At 39.8% G+C, this 18203-nt stretch carries 17 protein-coding genes; 10 read left to right on the top strand and 7 right to left on the bottom strand.

Annotation, left to right across the window (positions count from 1 at the left end):
• Positions 1-3: 3 nt before the first annotated feature.
• Positions 4-672: a peptidylprolyl isomerase gene (locus AY601_RS11885; RefSeq protein WP_232324740.1), complete on the bottom strand. Its 669-nt coding sequence runs from the start codon at positions 670-672 to the stop codon at positions 4-6.
• 13 nt (positions 673-685) lie between these two features.
• Positions 686-1180 (bottom strand): signal peptidase II, encoded by a 495-nt coding sequence (gene lspA, locus AY601_RS11880; RefSeq protein WP_068401128.1) that lies wholly within the window; start codon positions 1178-1180, stop codon positions 686-688.
• A gap of 166 nt (positions 1181-1346) precedes the next feature.
• Between lspA and AY601_RS11875 the strand changes: the two genes are divergently transcribed.
• Complete coding sequence (locus AY601_RS11875) at positions 1347-1832, top strand: low affinity iron permease family protein (protein ID WP_068401125.1); 486 nt, start codon at positions 1347-1349, stop codon at positions 1830-1832.
• 101 nt (positions 1833-1933) lie between these two features.
• On the opposite strand, the gene AY601_RS11870 is transcribed toward AY601_RS11875, so the two are convergent.
• From AY601_RS11870 to AY601_RS11860, 3 genes are read right to left on the bottom strand one after another with little or no spacing between them, the layout of a single operon-like run.
• Positions 1934-2506: a ferritin-like domain-containing protein gene (locus AY601_RS11870; RefSeq protein ID WP_068401122.1), complete on the bottom strand. Its 573-nt coding sequence runs from the start codon at positions 2504-2506 to the stop codon at positions 1934-1936.
• Between the two features lie 59 nt (positions 2507-2565).
• Positions 2566-4200: a L,D-transpeptidase family protein gene (locus AY601_RS11865; protein ID WP_068401119.1), complete on the bottom strand. Its 1635-nt coding sequence runs from the start codon at positions 4198-4200 to the stop codon at positions 2566-2568.
• 34 nt (positions 4201-4234) lie between these two features.
• Positions 4235-5056 (bottom strand): alpha/beta fold hydrolase, encoded by an 822-nt coding sequence (locus tag AY601_RS11860; RefSeq protein WP_068401116.1) that lies wholly within the window; start codon positions 5054-5056, stop codon positions 4235-4237.
• A gap of 184 nt (positions 5057-5240) precedes the next feature.
• Here AY601_RS11860 and AY601_RS11855 point away from each other — a divergent pair, with 184 nt between their 5' ends.
• The 7 genes from AY601_RS11855 (at position 5241) to AY601_RS11820 (ending at position 12933) form a co-directional block, all read left to right on the top strand.
• Positions 5241-5861: a phosphatase PAP2-related protein gene (locus AY601_RS11855; RefSeq protein ID WP_068401111.1), complete on the top strand. Its 621-nt coding sequence runs from the start codon at positions 5241-5243 to the stop codon at positions 5859-5861.
• Positions 5862-5981: 120 nt separating this feature from the next.
• Positions 5982-7442 (top strand): aminoacyl-histidine dipeptidase, encoded by a 1461-nt coding sequence (locus AY601_RS11850; protein WP_068401108.1) that lies wholly within the window; start codon positions 5982-5984, stop codon positions 7440-7442.
• Positions 7443-7483: 41 nt separating this feature from the next.
• Entirely contained in the window at positions 7484-8674 is a 1191-nt protein-coding gene (fabV, locus tag AY601_RS11845) for an enoyl-ACP reductase FabV (RefSeq protein ID WP_068401105.1), read from the top strand.
• 159 nt (positions 8675-8833) lie between these two features.
• Positions 8834-9268 carry a MarR family winged helix-turn-helix transcriptional regulator gene (locus AY601_RS11840; protein ID WP_068401102.1) on the top strand — a complete coding sequence of 145 codons (435 nt, stop codon included), beginning with the start codon at positions 8834-8836 and terminating at the stop codon, positions 9266-9268.
• Positions 9261-9686 carry an organic hydroperoxide resistance protein gene (locus AY601_RS11835; RefSeq protein ID WP_198163675.1) on the top strand — a complete coding sequence of 142 codons (426 nt, stop codon included), beginning with the start codon at positions 9261-9263 and terminating at the stop codon, positions 9684-9686. Before AY601_RS11840 ends, AY601_RS11835 begins: the two co-directional genes overlap by 8 nt.
• A gap of 703 nt (positions 9687-10389) precedes the next feature.
• A complete protein-coding gene (gene dnaA, locus AY601_RS11825; protein ID WP_068401097.1) occupies positions 10390-11820 on the top strand; it encodes a chromosomal replication initiator protein DnaA in 1431 nt (476 codons plus the stop codon).
• Between the two features lie 129 nt (positions 11821-11949).
• Positions 11950-12933 (top strand): 2-hydroxyacid dehydrogenase, encoded by a 984-nt coding sequence (locus AY601_RS11820; RefSeq protein WP_068401095.1) that lies wholly within the window; start codon positions 11950-11952, stop codon positions 12931-12933.
• An 8-nt stretch (positions 12934-12941) separates the two neighbouring features.
• Here AY601_RS11820 and AY601_RS11815 read toward each other — a convergent pair whose 3' ends face one another.
• Positions 12942-14498 (bottom strand): protein adenylyltransferase SelO, encoded by a 1557-nt coding sequence (locus AY601_RS11815; protein ID WP_068401092.1) that lies wholly within the window; start codon positions 14496-14498, stop codon positions 12942-12944.
• Positions 14499-14793: 295 nt separating this feature from the next.
• Here AY601_RS11815 and AY601_RS11810 point away from each other — a divergent pair, with 295 nt between their 5' ends.
• Positions 14794-15387 (top strand): RNA polymerase sigma factor, encoded by a 594-nt coding sequence (locus AY601_RS11810; RefSeq protein ID WP_068401088.1) that lies wholly within the window; start codon positions 14794-14796, stop codon positions 15385-15387.
• A gap of 4 nt (positions 15388-15391) precedes the next feature.
• Here AY601_RS11810 and AY601_RS11805 read toward each other — a convergent pair whose 3' ends face one another.
• Positions 15392-17305, bottom strand: a complete 1914-nt coding sequence (locus AY601_RS11805) for an alpha-L-fucosidase (protein WP_068401086.1) — start codon at positions 17303-17305, stop codon at positions 15392-15394.
• Positions 17306-17464: 159 nt separating this feature from the next.
• Between AY601_RS11805 and AY601_RS11800 the strand changes: the two genes are divergently transcribed.
• Positions 17465-18202, top strand: coding sequence for a DUF6515 family protein (locus AY601_RS11800; protein ID WP_157287867.1), 738 nt, complete (start codon positions 17465-17467; stop codon positions 18200-18202).
• Position 18203: the final 1 nt, after the last annotated feature.

Genomic DNA, 18203 nt, shown 5'->3' with positions numbered 1-18203 from the left:
TTTTTAAGGCTTTGCAATTTTACTGATTTCCTTTTTGCTCAGGATGTGAATGGTAAAGCCTTCTTTTTTAATGGGGTGATCATTTTTAGCTGTAGCCACATTGTTAATTGCTTCGGCTGCCTCTATTCCTGATACAACCTCTCCAAAAACTGTATAATCCTGATCAAGACGTGGAAGGCCACCTACAGTTTTATAAGTTTCGCGCTGTGCAGGCGTAAATTTAATTCCTCTTTTTACTTCCAGCGTATCCAGTTCTGTATCGGTCTGTATTTTACCTTCTACCAGGTAAATCTGATCGAGATAGGAGCTCTTATCTGGATTGTCATTTCTTCCCGCACCCAAAGCTCCTTTTTTATGGAATAACTCTGGCCTTATTTCAGCCGCCAACCGTTGAACAGGAACTTGCGGATTAAGTTTTTCTCTGTCTAATATAGTCTCATCAAGTTCACCACCCTGACTTACAAAATTTTTGATGACCCTGTTGAACTCCTGATCTTTGAAAAGGCCTTTTTTAACCAGGTTAAGGAAATTGTCCCGGTGATTGGGAGTTTCATCATACAGCATAATCAGAATATTGCCTTTTGAAGTAGAAAGGCTTACATAATTGGTTTGTGCCTGAACTGTGCAGCTCAGCAAGAATAAAATGGTAGTGAGAATAGATCGGTTCATCATACTAAAGATAATTCTACGTAAATTGGAGTGTGCGCTTAACATATAAATGTATAACCAGCATAATCATTCCGATCATAATGGAAACATCAGCAAGGTTGAAAATCCCGGTTTTCAGGATATAGAAGTCTATATGCAGAAAATCGGTTACTGAGCCATAAAGAAACCTGTCGTACAAATTTCCTAAGCCTCCGCCAATTACAAAACAGATGCCCAGGACCAGTAAGTTATTGAGTTGACTATTTCTCAGCAGGTAATAAATGCCGTAACAAAGCGCGAGCAGCGGAATTAAAGACAAGAAAATAAACTTTACGGAGTCTGCCATTGAATCGCCGGTGCTTAAAAATGCCCCTGAATTCTCCACTTTGGTTAATATCAAATGCTTACCAATCACATTGATCGTTTCATGGTAAGCTATATTCTGACGGGCTACATTTTTAGAAAGCTGATCACAGCCTGCATTAGCCAGTACAATTAGTAAAATAGATAGATTTCTTAAGATAAGTTTCATCCGGACAGTGATTTTCGGTATAAACTTAATCCGTTTAGTTTATAATCTCAAATTTAAAAGATTTCTTCTCCGCAATACTGAAATAAATAGGACTATTAAAAGATAACATTCAAAACAGAAGTCCACTCGCATTGTTATACCCCGGATAAATCAAATTATAACGTTCATGGAAAAGAAGAAAGAATCCTTTTTTGAGCAATTAGCTACAAAAATTACTTGCTGGACGGGGAGTTCTGCAGCATTCGGTATAGCCTTATTAGTTGTCATTGTTTGGGGGATCAGCGGGCCCATTTTTAAATATTCTGATACGTGGCAATTGGTGATCAATACCGGAACCACTATCATAACTTTTATGATGGTCTTTTTAATTCAGAAATCTCAGAACAAAGATTCAAAAGCTATCCAGTTAAAATTAAATGAATTGATTGCAGCTAGCAGGCATGCAAGTAACAGAATGGTTGATATTGAGGATCTGACTGAGCAAGAGCTGGATGTACTGCATAAATATTACCAAAAACTCTCTGATATTTCCGAAGAGGACGACGATATTCATAATTCTCATTCTATAGATGCTGCAACTAATCTGGAAAAAGAAAAAGTTGAACATCGCAAAAAACACCATAAAGATCAAACATCGGAATCTGAATCCTGATATATCAGCAAATTGGAACCGGAAATTATAGTTACAGTGCTAAAAAAGCCTGAACAGTATTTTAAACTGTTCAGGCTCTTTTAGCACTAATCTTTAACATTTTACTCTGCCGCAGCCTCTTCATTTACATAAGCTGTCGCGATTTCAGTTAAAGCTACATCAGTTGCTTTTTCGTTGTCAAGCGTCTGCTGTAATAAGCTGGCCACTTCTGTATGTCCCATGTTCTGAGCGAATACAGCTAATGTACCATAGGTCGCTATTTCGTAATGCTCTACTTTCTGAGCAGCCAGGATTAAGCCAGCATCCCTGGTTAACGTACCTTTATCAGTATCAGCAATAATAGAATCAGCTTCTTCCAATAGACCAGCCATTGCATCACATTTTTTGGCTGCAGGTTTTGTCTCTAATAATGCAAACACTTCTTCTAAGGTGTCAATGTGCGTTTGAGTCTCCTGCGTATGTTTCTCAAATGCAGCTGCAAGCTCTGGACTTGTCGCTGCTTTCTTCATTTTTGGAAGTGCTTTAACCAGGTGTTTCTCCGCCCAGTAGATATCCTTCAGTTCGTCTACAAAGAATTCATGGAATTCAGAATCCTTCATTTTTCCAGTCTGACCAGTTGTCTTTTTTGAATTCGCTTTTGTAGTTGTGGTAGTTTTTTTTGTTGTAGTTGCCATGTTCTATTGATTTTGAGTAGCCATAACCGCTCATTCATAGAAAGGTTTACATTATTTTATTATTTTGCAGGAAACAGCTGTTCAGCCATCTTTTGATCATGGCCATAAATATCTTCTCTGAAATTGATCAGTCCGTTTTTATCTACCCAGCTGGTAAAATAAGCAATGATCACCGGAACTGGAGTTTTCATTGTTACCCATACCTCTTTTTTAGAACTCATGGCCTTGTCAATTTTTTCAGTTGTCCATTCCGGTCTGTCCGCTAATAAATATTCAGCTAATGTTTTAGGCTTCGCCAGCCGGATACAGCCATGGCTAAATGCACGCTTGTCTTCCGAAAACAAAGATTTCGCAGGTGTGTCATGTAAATAGATGTTGTAACTGTTTGGAAATAAGAATTTGACACGTCCCAAAGAATTGGTGTTTCCTGGTTTCTGACGAATGAGCGGCAACCCGTCACTAAAACCATATTGCTCCATGTTTTTTTGCGCCAGGTAATTGCGGTTCTTACGCATTGCAGGCAGAACTTCTGCACGTACAATACTGGAAGGAATGTTCCAATAAGGACTAAAAACGATGTTTTTTAAAGTATTGCTGAAAATTACAGTCTTATTCGCTGCTTTTCCAACCACAATGCCCATATTCAATACCTCTTTTTTAGCCTCGAATACATGTAGTTTATATTCGGGAATATTCACTAAAATCAATTTACCTTCAGGCAGGAGTGGAGACCAGCGGATTCTTTCCAGGTTGATCAGCATTTGTTGAATACGGGACTCAACAGGTGCATTTAAAGCTGCTATTAACAGACGATCTGGTTTTCCGGTTTGTCCATATCCAAATTGCAGCTGTGCTTTTTTAACCGCTGCGGTTACTGCTGCCGAATAAATTGAAGTAGAATCTTTAGCATCCAGATCTCCAAAATCAATCAGCCGCTGCTTAAACTGTAAAACTACCGATCCGGAATCACCTTCTTTGATAGTTTTAAGCGCAGCAGCATCCAGTTGTGGCCAGCTACCCCTTTTTTGAATGCTATACCAGCGGATGAGTTCTTTGTTCAGTGTTTTATAATAACCGTTTACAGGTTCCCATGCTGCTACGCCAGCTCCTTTTTTTGCGACCAGCGAATCCAGCAAAGCTACTGCGTTAATTTTTTTCCTTGGGATGTACCACTGCAGCGCTGCGGGATCCACTTTTCCAGCATAAGCATTGGTTACAAAATTAAAAAAGTGCTGGGTCAGTTCCAGTTCCAGTTGAACCATAGCCGGGCTTACGGCAAGAATAGTAGTGTCTTTACTGATTAACCCATCAAGTTGTTTCCTGATTAACAATTCATTTTTAGAACTGTCCCTGGAAGTCGAATCATAACGCTTGTCGAGTGCATAAAATACCCTGGTTTGTTCTGCCAGCCCTTTTTCTGTTAACCAGGCGAACTGAAAGTTCCGGCTATTGTAAAAGTTCCTCAGCCTTAATGCAGCACTATCTTCTAATTTAGCCCCGATGATATATTTTTCCAGTTCCATACTATCAATTAATAGTTTGGTCACTGCATTTTTAGGTGTAATCGTAACGTCCCTGGCTATTTTTTTTACCTCTTTTCGCTGACACTGTATAAAAAACAAAGAAGTCAGTATAAGCAGTACTAAGGAAGAAAGTCTTAAAATTGAAAAATTGAAGCGTAACTTTAGTTTCATAGCTATGAATATAAGTAAAACGTTGGAAATTAAATTATTGCAAATCAGGGGTTAGAAAAAAACCATCAACTTTATGGTTGAACTCATCCTTATGCTCAATTAAGGTAGCATGACCAGATTTAGGAACAATCCATAACTGGCCTTCGGGGATATTTTTCGCAATCAAAACTGTATGTTCCGTATTGATTAAGTCATGGTCACCACCAATAATCAGCGCAGGGCATTTGACCTGTTTTAAAGCAGCCAGAGGAATGTTTGGTTGATTCCAATCGAGTAAAAACACCTTCCAATCATTCTTTTCCTTAACAGTAGCAAAAGCCTTGTCTTTACCAGAAAGAAAAGTTTCCTGCTCAGATTTCCAGAATTCTGGTTTTAAAGCTGTAGAATCCGGCCAAAGGTTAGCCCCTGTAGCAGCGAGTTTAATCACTTTATCCGGATGGCGCATGGCCAGCAGCAAAGCATTGATGCCACCATCGCTCCAGCCTATCACATAAGCCGATTTTACATTTATAGAATCCAGCAGGGCAGCATAATCATCAGCCATCATTTCAAAGCTGAGTGAATCCCGCAGGTCTTCAGATTTGCCATGTGCACGGCTATCTGCTACTATAACCTGGTATTTTTTTGAGAAATAAGGGATGTTACCTGCAAAAGAACTGATGTTACCGCCATTTCCATGGATCATCAATAAAGGTTTACCCGTCCCATATATTTCATAGTACATTTTAAACCCTCTGATATTGAAGTATTTCCCAGTCTTTTGATTGTTCCCATAATTGATTACCTGACTTTGGCAGGCATTAATCAACAAGGTCAATACACAGGCCCCACAGATAATGATGTCTTTTATACGCATGATATTTTAGCATTGATGATGTTTCTTAGCTGAAACACAATAATCAAATATTGCGATTAATTAGTTAAAAACAGGATTTTTACCTGTTTATGTTCTTATATTGATCAATATTTGCCTCAAAAATATAAAGGCGGGAAAAGTAATATTATATTTGTTGCGACAAAATCTAACCTGATTCATATTAATGCAAACTAAACAGCTGACCTGGCAGTTCGCCTGGGAGTATCCTGCCTTTAGGGTGAAATTTATATTGGGCATCTTAATGATGGTCCTGATACTTTTTTACATACAGGATTTTTTCTTATTTATACAGGCCAGAAATGGAGTGCTCATGGATGACTGGGTATTGAGCCGTTTACCAGCTCATGATGTATCCCGCTATATCTTCCTGATAATTAATCCGGCGATTGTTTTTTTTATCTGGAGAATAATCAAAAATACTTCGATGTGCATCACTGCATTGTGGGGGTATATTTTTTTCTGCGTGGCCAGGATGATTACGATTTTGCTGATCCCGCTCGATGCGCCAGTTAATCTTGTTCATCTTACTGATCCTTTTTTAGTGCTCATTTACGGATCAAATATGATTACTAAAGATCTGTTTTTTTCAGGTCATACTGCTACTTTATGCCTAATCGGGCTTTGTCTGGAAAATAAAAATGAAAAAGTGATCATTTTTATTGCTACAGGCATATTAGGTGTTTTATTATTAGTTCAGCACGTTCATTATACCGCAGATGTACTGGCAGCACCGGTTTTTAGTTACCTATTCTGGTATCTTGGCCGGACAGTAGCAAGGATATAATTTTGATAATCCTTAAATTGGCCGCTCTTTAAAGCCATTTGGATTTAAACTGTTTATATCTTTACCAATAATTTTAACCAGGGAATTTGCCATAACGGCTTATTTCATATACCCTTTTGAATGGAAGTCAATAATTTAGAACCTCAGGAACTTTGGAGTAGCTTTGTAAAGCTGAACGCTGTGCCCCGCGCTTCAAAAAAAGAAGAACGCGTCATTGCATTTATGGTCAGCTTTGGAAATGACCTTGGTCTTGAAACCGTGACAGACCGAACCGGGAATGTAGTGATCAAAAAACCTGCAACTCCGGGAATGGAAGATCGTAAAACAGTGATTTTACAGTCTCACCTTGATATGGTACACCAAAAAAACAGCGATACTGCGTTCAATTTTGAAGAACAGGGCATTGAAATGTTTGTGGACGAAGACTGGGTAAAAGCAAAAGGCACCACATTGGGAGCTGACAATGGAATAGGGGTGGCGGCAATCATGGCTGTATTAGCCTCAACAACGATTCAGCACCCTGCATTGGAAGCGATGTTCACTATTGATGAAGAAACTGGCATGACGGGCGCTAAAGAGCTTGATCCGGCTAACTTTTCCGGAACCATCTTATTGAACCTGGATACTGAAGAAGATGATGAACTCACCATCGGCTGTGCCGGAGGAATAGATACCAATACACACTATACTTACCAGCAAGAAACAGTAAAAGCTTTGAGTACTGCATTTGAAATCACCATTAAGGGATTGAAAGGCGGGCATTCAGGAATGGATATCCATAAAGGCAGAGCAAATGCAAATAAACTGATGAACCGTTTGTTTTTTACAGCGGCTCAGACTATCGGCCTGCAAATAAGTACGATCAATGGTGGCAGTTTAAGAAATGCTATACCAAGAGAATCTGCTGCTGTCATCGTAGTTCCGACTGCAGAAAAGGCAGCATTTGAAGAATTTATAAAAGAATTTACCGCTATAATTCAGGAAGAATACCAAACGGTAGAACCCGCATTGGCTATTGTACTCAGCGAAACAGCTTTGCCTGCACAAGTTATGGTAAATACTGACTTTAAAAAGATTGTCAACACAATTTATGCGATGCCAAATGGTGTTTTCAGAATGAGTCCTGATATTGAGGATTTAGTAGAAGCATCGAGTAACTTAGCAAGAGTAATTGTTAAAGATGGCAGATTTATCACCCAGTCTTTACAACGCAGCAGTGTAGAAAGTACTAAAACAGACGTCTCCAATGCGATCCGTGCTGCTTTTGAAAATATGGGCAGTGAAGTTTCACAAGATGGAGACTACCCCGGATGGAAACCTAACCCTGACTCAGATATTTTAAGATTAATGGTGCGCATGTATGAGACCGCTTTTGGTAAAGCAGCTCAGGTTGATGCTTGTCATGCAGGCTTGGAATGTGGTATTCTGGGTGGTCATTTACCTGGAATGGACATGATCTCCTTTGGACCGACTATCAGAGGGGCACATTCTCCGGATGAACGGGTACAGATTTCTTCCGTTCAGAAATTCTGGGGCTTCCTGCTTAGCGTATTGAAAGAGATTCCCAAAAACACTAAATAGAAAAGAATTAATTATTTCAGACCTTCTTTAAAGAACAATTTATGATTATTGCACCAAGAATACGTGGTTTCATCTGCCTGACTGCTCATCCTCAGGGATGTGAGCAAAATGTTGTCAATCAAATCAACTACGTGAAATCAAAAGGCGCTATAGCTGGCCCTAAACGTGTGCTGGTTATTGGCGCATCTACTGGATTTGGACTGGCGTCAAGAATTACCAGTGCTTTTGGATCGGATGCATCTACCATAGGTGTGTATTTCGAAAAGCCACCTGCACCAGGTAAAACCGCTTCACCAGGCTGGTATAATACAGCTGCTTTTGAGGCTAAAGCTCAGGAGGCTGGTTTATACGCTAAAAGTATCAATGGCGATGCTTTCTCTGATGAAATCAAACAAAAAACTTTAGACCTGATTAAAGCTGATTTAGGTCAGATTGACTTAGTAATCTACAGCCTGGCTTCACCACGCAGGACACATCCTAAAACAGGAGTGGTGTATAATTCTGTATTGAAACCAATCGGTCAGGGCTTTACTAACAAAACAGTAGATTTTCATACCGGTGTAGTTACTGATATCTCTATTCAGCCAGCAAACGAAGAAGAAATAGAAAATACTGTTGCGGTAATGGGAGGGGAGGACTGGGGTTTCTGGATCGAAGATCTTAAAGCTGCAGGTTTACTGGCAGAAGGCGCAACAACAGTTGCTTATTCTTATATAGGCCCATCTGTAACTGAAGCGGTTTACCGTAAAGGAACAATTGGCCGTGCTAAAGATGATTTGGAGGCTACTGCTTTCCATATCACTGAAAAATTAAAAGACCTGAATGGAAAAGCATATGTTTCTGTAAACAAAGCTTTGGTAACTCAGGCAAGTTCTGCTATTCCAGTGATCCCATTGTACATTTCATTACTTTATAAAGTGATGAAAGCAAAAGGAACTCATGAGGGATGTATTGAGCAGATCCAGCGTTTATTCCAGGACAGATTATATACAGGTGCTGCTATTCCAACGGATGAAAAAGGAAGAATCCGTGTAGATGATTTAGAGATGGATGCAGCAACACAAGCAGAAGTTGCTGAATTGTGGGCGGGCATTTCTACAGAAAGTTTACCAGAGCTTGGTGACCTTGCTGGTTACAAACATGACTTCCTGAACCTGTTTGGTTTTGATGTAGCCGGAGTTGATTACGAGGCTGAAACAAATGAAATGGTAGAAGTTCCGGGATTAGTTTAATTTCGGTTTCCACCTGTTTAAAAGAGGGCTTCCATTGAGTTGGGAGCCCTCTTTTTGTATATATTATATTTTATTTAGCTGATATCCATCTTGTTGTGGTTTATGTTGTGTGATATTGTATTGTGCACAATATGTTTAAGTAATACCCGTTTAATAGGTATGGAAATGCTTAAACTGGAGCAGCAGCTCTGCTTCCCGATCTATGCTTTATCAAGACAGATCACCGCTTTGTATCGTCCTTTGCTAGAGAAACTAGATCTTACTTATCCGCAATACCTGGTGATGCTTTTGCTTTGGGAGACCAATAAAATCAGCATTAAGGAAATTGGTGAAAAGCTTTTGCTGGATACCGGAACTTTAACACCGCTATTGAAAAGGCTGGAACAAAAACAATATCTGACCAGGAAAAGAAGTGAGGAAGATGAAAGGATCGTATTGATCGAGCTAACCAGTGGCGGGTTAAAATTGAAATATGCTGCTGCCGGAATCCCGGGGGCCCTGTTTTGCGCTTTGGATATTACAGAGGGCGAAATGGTCAGTCTTCAGCAAAAACTAACAGGAATCTTAAATACAATAAATAAACATCATGGATAAAATTGAAAAATTATACACTGCTGAAGCGAGTGCGACTGGCGGCAGAAATGGAAATGTAAAATCATCGGACGGCGTTTTAGACCTGGAAGTAAGAATGCCAAAGGAACTTGGGGGTGGGGCAGGAGCCTATACGAACCCTGAGCAGCTTTTTGCAGCAGGCTATGCGGCTTGTTTTGACAGCGCTTTGAACTTAGTGATTAAAATGGATAAGTTACAGACAGGTGAAACTAAAGTAACTGCTAAAGTCAGTATCGGAAAGAATAGTACAGGAGGCTTTCAGCTGGCTGTGAAGCTTTCGGTAGCCATTCCGGGAGTAGACGCTGATGTAGCAAAGAAATTGACTGAGAAAGCCCATCAGGTGTGTCCTTACTCAAATGCTACCCGTGGCAACATTGAGGTTGAACTTGAAAATATTTAAATAATTGTAACTGCGCCCGTGAAATTATAGAAGAAAGCGGGCGTATTTAGCTATTAAAACCAAGTGGAAGAGCTATTGGAATGACTGTAGATTGTATAGTTATTTTAGGGTAAATCATAGCTGAAATCTGGCTTTTACTTCCCCTGATTACCCTTGCTTTTACAGGAATGTGTAAAACCCTGATAAATTTTTTTCTTCTTTTTAAATTTTTTCTGGCCCTATGAATCAGAACGGCCATTTGAGTTGCGCTAACTGTTCACTTTGTTCAAAAATCAATAGCTAATTTAGTTGTTTGTTTACCTTATTCAATCAATTGATTAATGTATTTTATTTTAAATGAGATACATATGATTGTTATATAAACAATTTGTAAATGACAAAATGTCGCTCTTCTCTTTTTTGACTCTCCTGCTGATTGATCAACAGCGCTGGATTTGTCGGCTTTTTTTGGTAATATTGTCCTGTATTAAGGAATGAAAACCTTTTATTTGAGCAATAGTTATAAACACTGAATTTTCAATGTGGATAAGTTATCCACAAAAAAGATGCTTTTTTACTGGCTATCGTTTTGCCTGTTAGCGACTTATGAATTAGGTGAGATTTTATGATTTTTTGTTGGTAATTTTTAGGATCTTCGCACTCCCAAAACGGCAGCGTATTTGGTTGTTGTTTAAGTCGAATACCATTAATTTATAGAATAACTATGCAAAAAACTTGTACCGAAGTATGGAATAACTGTCTCCAGATTATTAAGGATAATATCCCGGTCCAAAGTTTTAAAACTTGGTTCGAACCGATTTCGGCATTAAAATTGGAAGGCAACATATTAACTGTACAGGTGCCAAGTTTATTCTTTTATGAATGGCTGGAAGAGCATTATGTTGGTTTATTGCGCAAGACAGTTAAACAGCAAATGGGAGAAGAAGGACGTTTAGAATATAATATTGTGGTTGATAAGTCGTCAAACAGCGGTTCACCCTATACAACCAGTATGCCATCAAATGGAAATGGGGCTGCTTCTAAAACACAATCAATGCCAGTTCCGGTATCTATTAATAAGGACATTAAAAACCCTTTTATTATACCAGGATTGAAAAAACTTAACGTTGATCCTCAATTAAATTCTCAATATACTTTTGAAAGTTATGTAGAAGGTGATTGTAACCGCCTGGCGCGTTCTGCAGGATTTGCTGTAGCAGCAAAACCAGGTGCAACATCATTTAACCCATTAATGATCTATGGTGCTGTAGGACTGGGTAAAACCCATCTTGTACAGGCTATTGGTAATGAAATCAGACGTACTCTGCCAGATAAACTGGTTATATATGTGTCTTGTGAGAAATTCTGCCAGCAGTTTGTAGAGTCTCTGAAGAACAATACAATTAATGATTTCGTGAACTTTTACCAGGCAATGGATGTAATTATCATGGATGATGTCCACAACTTTGCCGGAAAAGAGAAAACTCAGGATATTTTCTTCCATATTTTCAATCACTTACATCAGTCGGGCAAACAAATTATTATTACTTCAGATAAAGCTCCAAAAGACCTTTCAGGTGTTGAAGAACGCTTGTTGAGCCGTTTCAAATGGGGACTTTCTGCTGATTTGCAGATTCCTGATCTGGAAACCAGGATCGCGATCTTAAGGAAAAAAATGTATGCTGACGGGATTGAACTTCCTTCGGATGTAGTTGAATATGTAGCGAATAACATTGATAACAATGTACGTGAGCTGGAAGGAGCAATGGTTTCCTTGTTAGCACAGTCTACATTGAATAAAAAAGACATTGATCTTGGTTTAGCTAAATCAATGCTGAAAAACTTTATCAAAAATACCACGAAAGAGATTTCAATGGATTATATCCAGAAACTGGTTTGTGAGTATTTCGAAGTGCCTGTGGAGATGGTGAAGTCACCAACCCGTAAACGGGAAATTGTACAGGCACGCCAGATTTCAATGTATTTATCGAAAAGCCTGACTAAGTCTTCTTTGAAAAGTATCGGTGCCTTTTATGGCGGAAGAGATCACTCTACGGTGATCTATGCATGTCAAACAGTTGAAGATCTGATTGATACTGATAAGAAATTCAAAGGTTATGTGAATGATATCCAGAAAAAATTAAAAATGAGCTAGGTTTATCCGGCTTAAAAGGCGGTTTTCCTGTTAAAATAGAAAAAGGCATTCGTGATTACGGATGCCTTTTTTGTTAAATCGAATTTCTCAGGGTTTTAAAAACCTTATATTAAGCTTAAATTATTTAGCATGAAAGTAGCCGTATTTAGTACACAATCTTATGATAAACAGTATTTTAATCTTGTAAATGAGGATTTTGATCATGAATTTATCTTTCTTGAACCAGCCTTAAATGCGGATACGGCAATTTTAGCCAGTGGATGTCGTGGGGTTTGTGTTTTCGTGAATGACAAAGTGGATGCAAAAACATTGGAAATACTGCATCAGAATGGTACAGATACGATTGTACTCCGTTGTGCAGGCTTTAACCAGGTAGATCTTGATTCCGCTAAGGGGTTGGGAATAAATGTTTACAGAGTGCCTTCTTATTCACCAGAAGCGGTAGCAGAACATGCGGTTGCCATGATGATGACTTTGAACCGTAAAACACATAAGGCTTATAACAGGGTAAGAGAGGGGAATTTCTCTTTAGAAAGGTTAATTGGTTTTAACCTGAATGGTAAAACAGTGGGTATTCTTGGCTTGGGACAAATCGGGCTCGCTTTTGCAAAAATAATGCAGGGCTTTGGTTGTAAAGTGATTGCTTATGATCCGGTAGTAGCTAATGCACCCGCTAATGTCACTTTGGTAAACCTGGATACTTTGATGACAACCGCAGATATGATTTCAATTCATTGCCCTTTAAATGACCATACGCATCATTTGATTAATCAAAACCGATTTGAACAGATGAAGAGGGGAGTGATGCTCATTAATACCAGCAGAGGGGCAATTTTAGATACGCATGCTGCAATTGAAGCCCTTAAGCAGGGTAAACTGGGCTATCTTGGGATTGATGTTTATGAGCAGGAAGACAAGCTTTTTTTCAGGGATCTTTCGGAAAGCCTGATTGAAGATGAACAGATTTTAAGGCTGATGAGTTTCTCCAACGTATTGATTACAGCGCATCAGGGATTCTTCACTACAGAGGCTTTGACTGAGATTGCCCAGACTACTTTGCAGAACTTGGATGCTGCGGAATCAGGCCAGTCTACGGGAAATAAACTGACCTGATTTCAGGTTTAAGAACTGCAGGATAAGGTCGAACTTCCGGGCTGGTCATTGGCCCATTCCGGTCTTAGTTTAAAGAATTCTTCTTGCGTTGCAGCATAAGGATTTTTGATGGCTTCCTGCAGTTTTATAAAGAGGGTTTGGTCTCCTTTTTCTAATTCTTGTATGGCTTGCAGCAGCAAATAATTCCTTAAAATAAAGCGGGGATTAGTTTTTCTCATGAGCTCTTGTGAAGCTTCAGTTGAAATTTGGTTCTCACTGATTCTCTTTTGATAAGACTTTATCGTTTGATATAGCTCTTGTTGTGTAACTTTGTTGGGAAGCTCATAAAATGAGGGTGAAAAATGTGCCGAAACTGATTCTTCAGTACTGGTTTCAGCAGGTAGTGAAATGAGCAGCTGATAGAAAATAGTCATATCAGCTTTGAGTAAATTCAGTGTCTTTTCTACCCGCTCAATGAGCTCCTGATCGGCTGGTTTGAACTCATCCAGACCAAGCTTATTGGCCATCATCGCATGGTATTTGGCAAAGTAAATTGTCTTGTAGTTTTCCAGTGCTGCTGACAGCTGTTCCGTTTCTTCAAACAAGGGAGCGATGGCACTCGCCAGGCAACCTAAATTCCAGTAACCGATGGAAGGCTGACGGCCGTAAGCATATCTTCTTCCTGGAAGATCTGTGGTATTCGGTGTAAATTCAAGATCATATTGGTCCAGAAAAGAGAAAGGGCCATAATCAATAGTGAGCCCAAGGATCGACATGTTATCGGTATTCATCACGCCGTGCACAAAACCTACTCTGATCCATTCTACCATCAGACTAGCTGTTTGCTCAACTACCTCTTCAAACCAGGCCAGTGTTTTGTTTTCCCCTGTTAAATGCGGAAAGAATTTTTCTATAGTCCATGAAGTCAGTTTTTGCAGCTGAGGAAGTTCTTGCCGGGCAGCAAGCATTTCAAAATTCCCAAAACGCAGGAAGCTTGGCGCTGTACGCATCACAATCGCACCTTTTTCATAAGCAGCGTTCCCATCGTAAAAAAGATCCCGCATCACCTGGTCACCTGTACTGACCAATGCTAGCGCCCTTGTGGTAGGGATACCTAAATAGAACATAGCCTCACTCATTAAATATTCACGTACAGATGATCTCAGGACCGCTCTGCCGTCTCCTCTGCGGGAATATTGCGTTGGGCCTGCTCCTTTAAGCTGAAGCTCATATACGGTTTTATTTGAGGTTTCCCATTCTCCAAGCGTAATCGCACGTCCGTCACCAAGTTGCCCCGCCCAGTTTCCGAACTGATGCCCTGCATAACAGGCTGCATAAGGATACATAGAAGGGGTTATCAGGTTTCCGCCAAGGATGCTCAGGTCTTTGTCATCGGGTTTCTGAACCTGAAGCTCTTCGGCCAGTTCAGCAGACCAGGCTATTAATTCTGGGTTTTTAACTGGGGTAGGGATTGCTTTACTGTATAAAACCCCAGGAGTTTGTCTGGGTGGAAAATTTCCGCTTTCATCACCGTCAAATGTATCGGTAAATTCATTTTTAAACGTTTTTGTACTTAGGTTTTCCATAAAATCCAGTTTCTCTTTTTTATAAGCAAAGGTAGACCCATTTGATGGGGTTTAATAATCTTTCCATTTATTTTATGTTCGTTTTTAAATAGGTTACTTGTTACTGTCGTGAATTTTTATTAACTTATAGGGGTGTTACCAGTGGCCTGAAGTGGCTGATATGACGCGGATTATTTCAGGAAAAACAAAATTATCTCTTAAAAAAAATGAACGGAATGAATAATGATAATCTATTGCGATACTTAGTGTAAGGCGGTAAATTTAAATAATTACTCAGGTTAAATTAATTCATCCTATGAACAGGTCCTATAGTCATAAAATTATGGTGATTGCCAGTAAAGACAAAGTTTCTGTTCAGAGAGGTTCATCTGAAAGAGAAATAGTCCTGGAATTAAAAATGCAAAACCGGTTGTCTTTTAACCGGCTGTATGTGGCCTATGCTTCCGTGTTATTAGGGGTGATCTCCAAACTTGTTTCTTCCAGAGAAGTAGCTGAAGACATTTTGCAGGAGACATTTATCAAAATCTGGAAGTCAATCGGTCAATTTGATGAAGAGAAAGGCAGGTTATTTACCTGGATGGCCTGTTTGGCGCGCAATACTGCAAAAGACTACCTCAAAGGGAAAAACTTTGCAAAAAGTATTAGAAATGATGATATCGACAGTGTCTATTCCAAAGTCAATGATTTTCACTATTTTCGGTACAATACTGATGTCATCGGCGTGCGTGAACTGATGGGGGTACTGTCAGATTCGCAGAAGCAAATTCTCAACCTGGTCTATTTTCAGGGCTACACGCAATTGGAAGTATCTGACAAGCTCCATATTCCTTTAGGCACCGTAAAATCAAAAATCAGACTGGCTGTAAAAGAATTACGGTGCTATTTTTAACGGACTATTTATAAACTTCCAGTTCTGCAATACGGATTATTCCATTTTCACTATTTTGTAATCTCAGATATCTTGCTGTTGTTTTTGCAGCTAGTGTGATCCGTTGTAAAATAGGGTTAGCCTTAATATTTGAAAATTCCCCGATGGCAATCTTCTGCCAGTTTTTACCATCTTCACTACTGAATACTTCATATTTTTCAATAGCTCCGATTGCTGTCCCGTCTTGTCCGGGCAGGTAACCTACGACCGAAAATACCAGCGGTTTGCCAAAATCAAAGTCAATATAGTTATTGCTTTTGGTCTCAAAATAGGTTGATTTATTATTGTCTATACTGTTTTTTAATTGTGCTGTAGCTGAAGGATTTGAAACAGACGCTTTCCAATTTGTTTTGGGATAAGCACTGTCTGTTGTTTGCGTATCTTCCGATTTAAGCGCTGGCTCCAGGTAAAGGCCAATTTCACTTAAAGTGATCGCTACGGGCGCATAAACATGGATACGGATCTTTGCAGAGGTTTCAGGTTGAGGCAAACGGATTATTCTGTTAGCACCAATGCTGGTTGCTTTTGCCAGTATTTCCCAACGGTTGTTTTTAAACACCTCTACAGCCACACTATCTATTCTTTGTCCGAGTTTAATATTTTCGCGGAGTTGCACAATACTGAATTGCACAGGTTTCTTAAAATCAAGTTGTGCCCATGCCGTGTGAACAGCATCATCTGTGGCCCAATAACTGTATCTGTTTGCATCAGTCAGGTTGGCTGCACCAAATTCGCCTGGTTGTTTGTTCCGTATATCAGAGAGGCTTATTTTAGCTTCTTTAGCCAGATTATTTGCAAATACCTGTTGAAGTAATTTTCCGAATGCAGCCAGGGTGCTGACATCTTTTGGATGAAGAATTCCTTCGGTTGTTGGGGAAAGTCCAAGATCCAGTGCCCCGCCATGACCAACTGATTTACAATAAATGTTAAATAATTCAGCTACAGTTTTAACCTGTCCATCTTGTTCAGCGTGGTAAAACCATCCCGGACGCAGTGATACATCACCCTCAAACGGTATCCATTGTTCCCCATTTCTTGTACCGCTGCCCAGGTTTGAATCTTGCAGGAAACCGGGCATCGGTGGTTTATTTTCGTTTCCTTTCAGGGTAATGGTAGACCAGCTTGTTTCTGGTGCAATCCCTTTTTCATTTCCTACCCAGCGTACATCCAGACCAATATCACTGAAAATACTAGCATTTGGTTGCAGTTTCCTGGTAATTTCCCAGGTATTCAGCCAGTCGTAATAGGTGGACTGGTCTACTTGTCTTTTCTCATTTTTTCCTCCGTAAGAACCGTCTCCACCATTCGCGCCATCATGCCAGCTCATAAACAGCTCCCCATAATTGGTATAAAGTTCTTTAAGCTGATTGCGGTAAATAGTGAGGTAAGCTGGTGTTCCATAATCGGGGTTGTTCCGGTCCCATGGGGAACAATAAACTCCGAATTTCATCCCTGTTTGCTTTGCTGCCTGCTGAAATTCTCTGACCATATCGCCTTTACCGTTTTTCCATGGGCTTTCACTAATATTATAGGCCGCAGTTTTTGTAGGCCAAAGTGCGAAACCGTCATGGTGTTTAGCAACGTATACGATCCCTTTAAAACCTCCCGATTTAGCAGCGCTGACAATTTGAAGGGCATTGAATTTAGTGGGGTTAAATATGGAAGGGTCAGCATCTCCATAGCCCCATTCTTTGTTTTGAAAGGTCGTAGGAGTGAAGTGGATGATACAATACATTTCTGTTTCCTGCCATTTGAGCTGTCTCTCTGTAGGAATAGCGCCATAAGGTTCTGGTGCGCCGGCCAGTTGCTGGGCATAAGTGCCCGTGGATAATAAAATAGCAGATAGGATTAAAAGATGCTGTTTGTTGAATAACCTCATGTATGATCAATTGATAGCTCTAAGATAGTATTCTTCTGTTTCTTTTGCCCGGTTTGTCACGGTTTTATCACCTTTTAGTTAAAAAATGAATTGATCAGCATTTGCAATAATCCTTTTAATTGTCTTGTAGTCAAAAAAACCAAATTGATTCATTTTTTTATGAAAACTCTAAATTTTAAATCGTTAATAGTTGTGGTTGCCTTGCTGGTATTCAGCGGACTGACAACAAGTGTTTTTGCACAAAGAGGTGGACGTGGCGGAGGCGGCAGGTCTTTTCATGGCTCCTCGAGAGGCTCATTTGGCGGTGGCGGCTCAGTACATATCGGCGTTCGTGCTGGTTATCATTACCGTCCGGTTGGCTGGGGTTTTAGAAGACCATACTATGGAAGGCCATACTATGCTTACCGCAGTTTTTACAGGCCTTATTTAGGTTTTGGTATTCGTGTTCTTCCTTTTGGATACTATCCGTTTTTTTACGGGGATAGCCAGTTTTATTATTCTGGCGGGTTATTTTACAGGCAATATGAGGATACGTATAAGGTTGTTGTTCCACCAATCGGAGCTTCAGTTCCTTCATTGCCTTCGGATGCGCAGCAGGTTGTGATTAACGGACAAACCTATTATGAGTACAAAGGGGTGTATTACAGCGAATCTCAGGATCAGGATGGGAAAACGGTTTATATTGTTGCAGGTAAAGATGGAGTGCTGAATACAGACCATGCAAATGATAATCAGGATAACGGGCCACAAATTGGTGATGTTGTCAATCAGCTGCCTGAAGGTTATAAAGAAGTAATGGTTAAAGGTAATAAATACTATGTTTCTGATTATGGGGTCTATTATGAACAGGTTTTTGGTGATGATGGAAAGGTTTCTTATAAAGTGATTGGGAAATAAT

It is taken from the genome of Pedobacter cryoconitis (genome assembly GCF_001590605.1).
Classification (GTDB): Bacteria; Bacteroidota; Bacteroidia; order Sphingobacteriales; family Sphingobacteriaceae; genus Pedobacter; species Pedobacter cryoconitis_A.
This window is presented reverse-complemented; position numbering and strand designations above follow the sequence as displayed.

Coding starts and splice junctions, on each gene's coding strand:
- AY601_RS11885 (WP_232324740.1), bottom strand. CDS start 672: ATGATGAACCGATCTATTCTCACTACCATTTTATTCTTGCTGAGCTGC.
- lspA (WP_068401128.1), bottom strand. CDS start 1,180: ATGAAACTTATCTTAAGAAATCTATCTATTTTACTAATTGTACTGGCT.
- AY601_RS11875 (WP_068401125.1), top strand. CDS start 1,347: ATGGAAAAGAAGAAAGAATCCTTTTTTGAGCAATTAGCTACAAAAATT.
- AY601_RS11870 (WP_068401122.1), bottom strand. CDS start 2,506: ATGGCAACTACAACAAAAAAAACTACCACAACTACAAAAGCGAATTCA.
- AY601_RS11865 (WP_068401119.1), bottom strand. CDS start 4,200: ATGAAACTAAAGTTACGCTTCAATTTTTCAATTTTAAGACTTTCTTCC.
- AY601_RS11860 (WP_068401116.1), bottom strand. CDS start 5,056: ATGCGTATAAAAGACATCATTATCTGTGGGGCCTGTGTATTGACCTTG.
- AY601_RS11855 (WP_068401111.1), top strand. CDS start 5,241: ATGCAAACTAAACAGCTGACCTGGCAGTTCGCCTGGGAGTATCCTGCC.
- AY601_RS11850 (WP_068401108.1), top strand. CDS start 5,982: ATGGAAGTCAATAATTTAGAACCTCAGGAACTTTGGAGTAGCTTTGTA.
- fabV (WP_068401105.1), top strand. CDS start 7,484: ATGATTATTGCACCAAGAATACGTGGTTTCATCTGCCTGACTGCTCAT.
- AY601_RS11840 (WP_068401102.1), top strand. CDS start 8,834: ATGGAAATGCTTAAACTGGAGCAGCAGCTCTGCTTCCCGATCTATGCT.
- AY601_RS11835 (WP_198163675.1), top strand. CDS start 9,261: ATGGATAAAATTGAAAAATTATACACTGCTGAAGCGAGTGCGACTGGC.
- dnaA (WP_068401097.1), top strand. CDS start 10,390: ATGCAAAAAACTTGTACCGAAGTATGGAATAACTGTCTCCAGATTATT.
- AY601_RS11820 (WP_068401095.1), top strand. CDS start 11,950: ATGAAAGTAGCCGTATTTAGTACACAATCTTATGATAAACAGTATTTT.
- AY601_RS11815 (WP_068401092.1), bottom strand. CDS start 14,498: ATGGAAAACCTAAGTACAAAAACGTTTAAAAATGAATTTACCGATACA.
- AY601_RS11810 (WP_068401088.1), top strand. CDS start 14,794: ATGAACAGGTCCTATAGTCATAAAATTATGGTGATTGCCAGTAAAGAC.
- AY601_RS11805 (WP_068401086.1), bottom strand. CDS start 17,305: ATGAGGTTATTCAACAAACAGCATCTTTTAATCCTATCTGCTATTTTA.
- AY601_RS11800 (WP_157287867.1), top strand. CDS start 17,465: ATGAAAACTCTAAATTTTAAATCGTTAATAGTTGTGGTTGCCTTGCTG.